The sequence below is a fragment of the Puniceicoccaceae bacterium genome, from assembly GCA_040224245.1.
GTDB lineage: Bacteria > Verrucomicrobiota > Verrucomicrobiia > Opitutales > JAFGAQ01 > JAKSBQ01.
Window position 1 is genome coordinate 112,103 of sequence record JBEGIR010000073.1, and the last position, 8,201, is coordinate 120,303.

Consider the following 8,201-nt stretch of genomic DNA (forward strand, 5'->3'; position numbering starts at 1 on the left):
CTTGTCGGGACTACGCCCACTCCGACGCTCCCGAATCCGGGTACACCAATGCTCCAGATGTGTTCCCGACGCGTCGGAACTAGCAACGCTCTCCTCGTACCGGGTTCCATCTTCCGTAGTCCCGATGCGTCGGGAGAGAACGTGGACCTCATGCACGTTCGCAGCACGTTGCCACTCCGACGCTTCCGAATTCTATCCCGACTTGTCGGGACTACGCCCACGCCAACACTCCCGAATTCGGCTACACCCACGCCAACGCTCCCGAATTCGGCTACAACCATGTTTCCGAATGCGTTCCCAATGCATGGGGGCCACATCCGGACAAAACGCGATCAGCCGTCTCCTTGCCTAGAACCGGGGATCCGCGAGCACCGCTTCGATCTGCTGGATCTGGGTCAGGGGCAACAAGGCCTCGACTTCATCCACACTGGGGCGCACGTGCAGCAGGTGGCCGAAGAGGGACGCGACGAAGGCGCGATCCTCCAGGAGGGAATTGGGTGGATTGGGAATGCCGAGCAGGGTGGAGATGGTGCCCGATCCAAAAATCATGGCATCCACGTCGCGCACAAATTCGGCGACAAAATCCTCAAGGAAGAAAACTTTCATCTGCATCACCGCGCGGTCGGTCTGCGCTTTGGTGGGTTCCACACCATGTTTGTTCAGCCACAGGGCGCGGAAAAAGTTGCGGAAATCCCGGTCGCTGGAAAACCCGTCCGGCAGGCGCTGATTGTCCCAGTAGCGCGTCTGAAAAGTGGGCAGGTGCTGGTTGACAAAGGCGGGCAGCGAAACATTCACCGCACGGATGTCGCTGTTCAGCATGTTGCGGTCGGGCCATTCTCCGGTGAGCAGGTAGCGCGCCATGAGTGCGAGCAGTGTGGGTTGATAAATCTCACTGGTCATGAGGTCATACACATACTGGGCGCGGGTGATCTGTCCGTTGTTGAGCGCAAAGACAGCCGCATCGAGCACGGAGCGCGAGGGTGCCACACCGAGGATACTGAGGTACACGCGCTCTACAAAGCCGCGGTCATCCGAGGGTGGATTCACGCGGATGCCGACGGGGTCCGAGATCATCCAATTGTCCGTGGTCAGGCCGAGCGGATCGATTTCGATCGCGCGCGCACTGATCAGGTGAGTGCCCGGTGCATTCACCGTGAAGGTCGCGGTAAAGACATCTTCATTGCCCTCATCGGTTTCGTCCTGGGAGTCCACCAGCACACCGTTGAGGTAATAGTTGACCTGATTCACATCCACCAGGCCGCCATCGACTTCGACGGAGACGGTGATCTCACTGCCAGCGTCGAGGTTCTGGTAGCGGTCGGGCAGCGGCAGGATTTTGACACGCGGCAGCTGGGCCTCGAGCGGATACACATTGAGTCTCAGGGGCGGCGAGTGCATGCGGTTGCCACTGTTGTCCACTGCTTCGGCAAACATCACGTAATTTCCCGCCGTCGTCGGTGCAAAAAACATGGCAAAGGTGTCGTTGTAGGAGGCACTGCTCGAGCCGATCAGCTGGCTGTTGATGTAAAAGTTCACACGCTCGATGCGGCCATCCCCATCGGTGGCGATGGCGTTGAGATACATCGACGAACCCACCGATACGTCATTCACGGTGTCACCACCGCCGACGGGCAGCGGATGGCTCATGACCACACGCGGCAGGCGCGAATCGAGGTCGCGCACGACCACCTGCACCACTTCGGACTGGGCGATAAGGCCGCCTTCGTCCGTCGCCTGCACATAAATGCGATAGTTGCCTGCAAAGGGAAAGTTGTAGTCAAACGTGATGGGATCGGGGTCGAAGGTGCCATCATCCTTCCGCGCCATGGTCTGCACGAGCGTATCGTTGATGTAGTATTTCAGCTCATCGATCAGGCTGTTGGGATCCCACGCGCTGGCGAGGATGGGCAGCGTGGTGCCGGGAAGGAACTGCATGCCCGGTGCGGGCGAAATGAGGTACACAAACGGCTCGCGCCCCTGCTTGATATCGTATTCCAGAATGTTGGAAATGGCCTTGTTACCGTTGGAGAAGGTGGCAATCGCCCAGATGTCGTAGGGTCCGCTGGACGGGAACTTGAAGTCAAAAGTCCACGGACTGTTCGCATAGGCCTCCGTGATCGGGTCGCCCGTCAGTCGCCCATTCACAAAAAACTCAATCGTTTCCACCAGCGCACCACTGTCGCTCGCCTGCACCGTGAACTGCGCATCCGACCCGACAGTCCAGTCGTCCCCCGGAGCGGCGGAGATTGTGACGATGGGATCACTGCCGATGCCAACGATGTTGACCTGCACTGGCTCAGAGAAATCAAAACTCCCATTCGACATTTGTGCATAGGCCGTGATGTAAAGCGGGTTATCTCCGGTGATGTAAGGGGTTTCCCAAACAAACTCAAAAAATTCACCTCCTTCGCCAAAAGTAATGGGAGCGTTAGTAATTTTGTAGCCCGCATATTTCTGGGGATTCGAGACTACCCGGGAGTCGTGCGTGATGAAATAATCCACGCTGACATATTCACGCATGATTGATGGATACACATAGGCTGACAGCGTGATAGGCTGGGTGACATTCAATGTGTTTCCATCCACCAATCCCCTTAACACAACATCCGAGATTTCTCCAATCTCAGAATCCACTACCTTGACCGTGATGAAATTGCGGCCATAAAACTTAACAAGGTTGTTATTTCCGTCCCTGATCTCGAAATGATAATCCCCTTCTTCGACAGGTACAAATGTTCCTGCATCAAATTCCTGAGGATCAGGTGAAGTGCCAAACGACAGAGTAGCCTGCGCGAGATCGTAATAATCAAGATCAGGATCAAACTGCGATGTATTGATCCATCGGAAGTAGAAAGTTCCAGTCACATTATCCACGGAAGACGTCACCCTCGTCTTGAAACTCACTGTCTCTCCCAGAACACCTGACAGCGTGATCACTACTGGCTTTGACCCTCCAGGGTCAAAGGAGAGATCAAACTCAGTGTTCCCCGCATGTGTGATTTCGACGCCAGTCCATGAAAACTGTGCATATCCCAATGATGAACTTGCCATCAACGCGGCCACGATCCACATCCAAAACTTCAAATTCTTCCTTTGCATACTCATCATCTGTTGAGGGTTTCTGCTCACGAGGCGGCATCGAGACCCAGCAGGGCATCAATCTCCTGATTCTTGGACTGCAGGGCCTCGCGGAATTCATAAAAACGGTCGCGGTGCGCGGGCAGGTTTTCGACCAGTCGCAGCAGGTAGGGCACGACTTCGCGCTGCACCATGATGCGGCTGCCGATGCTCAGCCAGACGCGCTCCAGTTCAAAGTCCCACATGAACTCAGCACTGAGTGCCTTGCGGGAGGGATAAAAATACACGCTGCCGATCTCGCGTCCGGTATTGAGCGCATTCCACGACTCTCCCATCCAGTCCTCGGTCTGCTCGCGGATGCGTTCTTCGTTGGCAAGGAACTCCCGCTCCGTGCTCAGGAAGCGCTGCAGGCAGTTCCGAAAATCCTCGAGCTGGCGCGCATCGTCGGCGACGAGTTTGAGTCCGGTATTGCCCAGCCCCATGCCGGTGAGCACGGCGACCACTCGTTTTTCAAAGCGTCCGGTGCTGCCATCAAAAAAGGACTCCTCGAGCAGGGTCATCTCGGTGGACTTGACCGAGTCATTTTCCCCGTTGGGAAAGGAGACGGACAGGCGCTCGCCGAGGCGATTGTTGTTGATATAGGAGTAGGCCTCCTTGAAGGGGTCCTCGCGCTGCCCCCAAAGGCTGAGTGCGGGCAGCAGTGCCAGGCATAGCGCGAGCTGCCAGACTCGCGGCAGCCGACTTCGCATTTGAAACGCTCTGCGGAGATCGTTCATCATCTGCACTCCTTAAAAAACGGGGACCACTTCCTTGCGCTCGCGCGCCTTGAGCATGTCCATGGCCGAGGTATCGTTCGCGTCGCCAGAGTTGAACTTGAGTTCGCTGGTCTTCTCCAGATTCTCCAGTGCTTCCATTGCCCGCTTTTCCTCGAGCCGACGATAGGCCTCCACCTGCAGGGCGAGCTTATCCTCGCGCTCGCGCGCCTCGCTCTGGCGGCGGTATTGCAGGATGGCCTCGTGCATGGCGCGCTCCTCAGAGGACATCTGAAATCCGGAACCCACCACATCGCGCTCGGTCAGGCCGAGCTTGTTGAGCCGGTCGATGCCGACCACGTCCATGAAGTTGGTTTCGTTGGGATTGAGAATCGTGGCGGTGATGAAAATGATCTGGTTGGTCGAGTCCTTCACGTTGCGGTCATAGCGGAAGAGTTTACCAAGGCCGGGCACCGATCCGAGCAATGGGATCTTAGACGTCTCGGAACTCTCGCTCTCGTCAATCAGGCCGCCGATGGCGAGGGTTTCCCGGTCCTTGACCATGACGTGGGTGAGCGTGGTGCGCTGGCGCACGATGGGAACGGAACCATTGGAAAAAACCTGCGTGCCCACGATGTCGTTGACCTGGGGCACGACCTTGAGCGAGATGAAGTCGCCGCCGCTGATCGTGGGGGTGACCTTCAGCTCGATGCCGGGCAGTGGATCGAGCCGCTCCACCTCACCGGGTACCACGCGCCCATCCTCGGATACCGTGCCGGGGCGCTGCACATAGTAGTGGTCGACGATCTTGATCTCGGCCTCCTGTCCATTGAGCGCGAGCACGGTGGGGTTGGACACGATCTTGGAGTCGTTGAGTTTTTTCAGCGCACGCAGCACCATGTTGAAGGCGGGGGCGGAAAAGATCGCGGACTCAGTTGTATTGACCACGGAGGAGTCGAGCAAGCCGCGCACCTGGTTGATCGTATTTTCGATGACGGAACTCGAAACGGCTCCGCCTTCGCCTCCACGGGAGCTGGTGGAGGTGAAATCACTGGTATTGGTGTCCCCGAAATTGCGTTCCTGATTGTCGATGCGGTCGCGCTGGGATTCATACTGTCCCTGCAATTGATAGCCCTCGTCGGAGAAAAGGGAGGTCCAGTCGATGCCCACTTGTGAGGTGTCGGCGTTGCCGACTTCGACAAAGCGCGACTCAATCAGCACTTGCGGTGTGGGACGGTCGAGGGTTTCGATGAGTGCCTTGATTTCTGCAAAGCGGGAGGGGTTTCCCGTGACGATGACCACGTTGCTGCGGGAGTCCGTAACGACGCCGCGCACCCCACTCTGGGACTCGATCAGCTGGGCGATGCTTTCGGCCTCGGAGTATTTGACATGAAACACACGGGAGACATCGGGCACGCCGTTGATTTCCTCAAGCGTCTTCACGATGATGATGCCGCTGTCCTCGATGTAGCCAAATCCAAACTGCCCGAGCGTCACGCTGAAGACCTGCTGCCAGGTGACGCCGGAGAGGCGCAGATCCAGCTCGGCCTGCAGGGTTTCGTTGGGAGGGATGACCACGTTGAGCTGGGCCGTCTGCGCGATCAGGGAAAGGATGTCCGCTACAGAAGTGGAGCGAAACTCCACCTTCAGGCTGCCGTCGGGCAGAATGGTCGCCCGTGGGTCGGCACCCGACTCGGTGGTGGTGCCGCGACGGATGCGGATGATGCCGTTGACCTGCTGCCAGGAGTAGCCCTGTTCCTCAAGCACGATGTTGAAGACCTGCTGCCAGGTAACGTCCTTGAGGTTGAGCGAGGTGCGCGCGGTCAGATCGTCGGGGATGACGATGTTGAGTTCAAAGAGTTCGGCAATGTTGCGCAGGATGACGCGGATCTCCTGATCGTCGACGTTCAGGCTGATGGTCTCGGGTTCGTCCGGGAGCGCAGTGCTCGGAGCCTGGGGCGGAGTCGGGCGGGAAGGGGTCGCATCCGAATCGGTCATGCCGCTGTCGGAAACTTCGGCCTCGGCAGCCTGTTGGCGGGCATCATTTTCTGCGACGGCGCGGCGCGCGCGTTCAATGGGATCAAAGGTATCGTTCTGGGCGAGCGAGAGATTTGCAAATGTAACTGCAAACACCACGCAGGCGACCTCCACGGGTCGCGTCAGGCAACGATGGGGAGCAACGGCCAAGAGAAGAGATCGTATCATCATCAGTGGAATGGAATGCGGGCGCACCTTCAGCCACAACCTCTCGACAGTGCAAAGACTGCGGGAAAAGCGGACGGGGTTCGGAGCGAATGATGCATGCGTTCCTTTGGATTCAGCGGATGTTTGTTAACTAGGTGAGAAAACGGCACTTAGCGAGGATGAGATAAGTTCTGTAGCGGTTTTTACATATTTTTTTAAGATTGGTCAGTTATATTTTACAGATTTCTTACGATTTCGCAGGTTTTGAGGTGAGATTCGTGAAGGTTTTTACGCAAACAACGACCTCGTTTGTAAAAAAGTCAGCATGCCTTCGCTGTGTTTTCGGGGAAATCGGTGGTTCCATTCTTTATTCATACCAGCAGGACGCGGTTTTTTAACCACAGATGCCTCAGATGGCACAGAGGGGGTAAGAACGGTGGGAGAAAATCTGTGTTTTCTGTGCTATCTGTGGTTCCATTCTTTCTTCCTCCAGCAGGACGCGGTTTTTGACCACAGATGCCTCAGATGACACAGAGGAGGTAAGAACGGTGGGAAACAATCTGTGTTTTCGGGGAAATCGGTGGTTCATTCTTTATTCCCGCCAGCAGGACGCTGGTTTTTTAACCACAGATGCCTCAGATGGCACAGAGGGGTTGAACGACGGGGGTCTTATCTGTGGTTTCTGTGCTATCTGTGGTTCCATTCTTTCTTCATACCAGCAGGACGCGGTTTTTGACCACAGATGCCTCAGATGACACAGAGGGGTAAGAACGGCGGGGGGAAATCTGTGGTTTCTGTGCTATCTGTGGTCCCATTCTTTCTTATACCAGCAGGACGTGGTTTTTGACCACAGATGTCTCAGATGACACAGAGAGGTAAGTATGGCGGGGAAAATCTGTGGTTTCTGTGCTATCTGTGGTTCCATTCTTTATTCCCGCCAGCAGGACGCTGGTTTTTTGCCACAGATGCCTCAGATGGCACAGAGGAGGTAAGAACGGTGGGGGAAAATCTGTGGTTTCTGTGCTATCTGTGGTTCCATTCTCTCTTATGCCAGCAGGACGTGGTTTTTTACCACAGATGCCTCGGATGGCACAGAGGAGGTAAGAATGGTGGAGAACGATCTGTGGTTTCTGTGCTTTCTGTGGTTCCATTCTTTATTCCCGCCAGCAGGACGCGGTTTTTAACCACAGATGCCTCAGATGACACAGAGAGGTAAGTATGGCGGGGAAAATCTGTGGTTGCTGTGCTATCTGTGGTTCATTCTTTATTCATACCAGCAGGACGCGGTTTTTGACCACAGATAAGGGAATGGAGTCACACCGAAATGCGTTTGATTCCGAGTTTGGCGTGTTTGAAGTTTAGCAGCATTCCGGTCTTGAGTCCCGTGATATTGAGATAACCCAACATCTGAGCGATGTGACTTTCATGGAAAGACGAAACAACCTTGGCATCGACAATCACCTGTCCCTCCACTATCATGTCGGGAATAAGGGATCCAATGCGCTCGCCTCCATAGTGAACCTCGAATTCGCGCTGGCACTCTACACTCAATCGTTGGTGATTCAATTCGATCTTCAGAGCCCGCTCATATAACTTCTCATCCAATCCGGGTTTCAGTTGATTGAGAACCGTGTAACCAGCACCGATAATTCGTTCCGTCAAACGATTGGTTGTGTCCATGGAGAAGGAAGGAGGATTGGAAATGCCACAACCCAGTTGGATTTCCATGGATTGTAAAGCAATTTAAAACATTTCCATTCTTAACACCAGCAGGACGCAGTTTTTTAACCACAGATGCCTCAGATGGCACAGAGGAGGTAAGAACGGTGGGGGAAAATCTGTGTTTTCTGTGCTATCTGTGGTTCCATTCTTTCTTCCTCCAGCAGGACGCGGTTTTTAACCACAGATGCCTCAGATGGCACAGAGAGGTAAGAACGGTGGGGGACTTATCTGTGTTTTCTGTGCTATCTGTGGTTCCATTCTTTCTTCCTCCAGCAGGACGTGGTTTTTTAACCACAGATGCCTCAGATGACACAGAGAGGGTAAGAACGGTGGGGGACTTATCTGTGTTTTCTGTGCTATCTGTGGTTCCATTCTTTATTCCCGCCAGCAGGACGCGGTTTTTAACCACAGATGCCTCAGATGGCACAGAGGGGTTGAACGGTGGGGAACAATCTGTGTTTTCTG

General features: G+C 55.1%; 4 protein-coding genes. All 4 read right to left on the reverse strand.

The annotated features are described in order from the left end of the window. Nucleotides 1-348 precede the first annotated feature (348 nt). Nucleotides 349-3,051, reverse strand: coding sequence for an Ig-like domain-containing protein (locus tag ABQ298_12605; GenBank protein ID MEQ9825216.1), 2,703 nt, complete (start codon nt 3,049-3,051; stop codon nt 349-351). 74 nt (nt 3,052-3,125) lie between these two features. Beyond that, nucleotides 3,126-3,827 (reverse strand): hypothetical protein, encoded by a 702-nt coding sequence (locus ABQ298_12610; protein MEQ9825217.1) that lies wholly within the window; start codon nt 3,825-3,827, stop codon nt 3,126-3,128. Nucleotides 3,828-3,866: 39 nt separating this feature from the next. Continuing rightward, entirely contained in the window at nt 3,867-6,038 is a 2,172-nt protein-coding gene (locus ABQ298_12615) for a secretin N-terminal domain-containing protein (GenBank protein ID MEQ9825218.1), read from the reverse strand. A gap of 1,290 nt (nt 6,039-7,328) precedes the next feature. Continuing rightward, on the reverse strand, nt 7,329-7,742 hold the full coding sequence (locus tag ABQ298_12620; protein ID MEQ9825219.1) for a GxxExxY protein: 414 nt from the start codon (nt 7,740-7,742) through the stop codon (nt 7,329-7,331). Nucleotides 7,743-8,201: the final 459 nt, after the last annotated feature.

Bases quoted from the DNA above. Each gene is read 5' to 3' on its own strand.
- ABQ298_12605 (MEQ9825216.1), bottom strand. From the start codon at position 3,051: ATGGCAAGTTCATCATTGGGATATGCACAGTTTTCATGGACTGGCGTC.
- ABQ298_12615 (MEQ9825218.1), bottom strand. From the start codon at position 6,038: ATGATGATACGATCTCTTCTCTTGGCCGTTGCTCCCCATCGTTGCCTG.
- ABQ298_12620 (MEQ9825219.1), bottom strand. From the start codon at position 7,742: ATGGAAATCCAACTGGGTTGTGGCATTTCCAATCCTCCTTCCTTCTCC.
- ABQ298_12610 (MEQ9825217.1), bottom strand. From the start codon at position 3,827: ATGCGAAGTCGGCTGCCGCGAGTCTGGCAGCTCGCGCTATGCCTGGCA.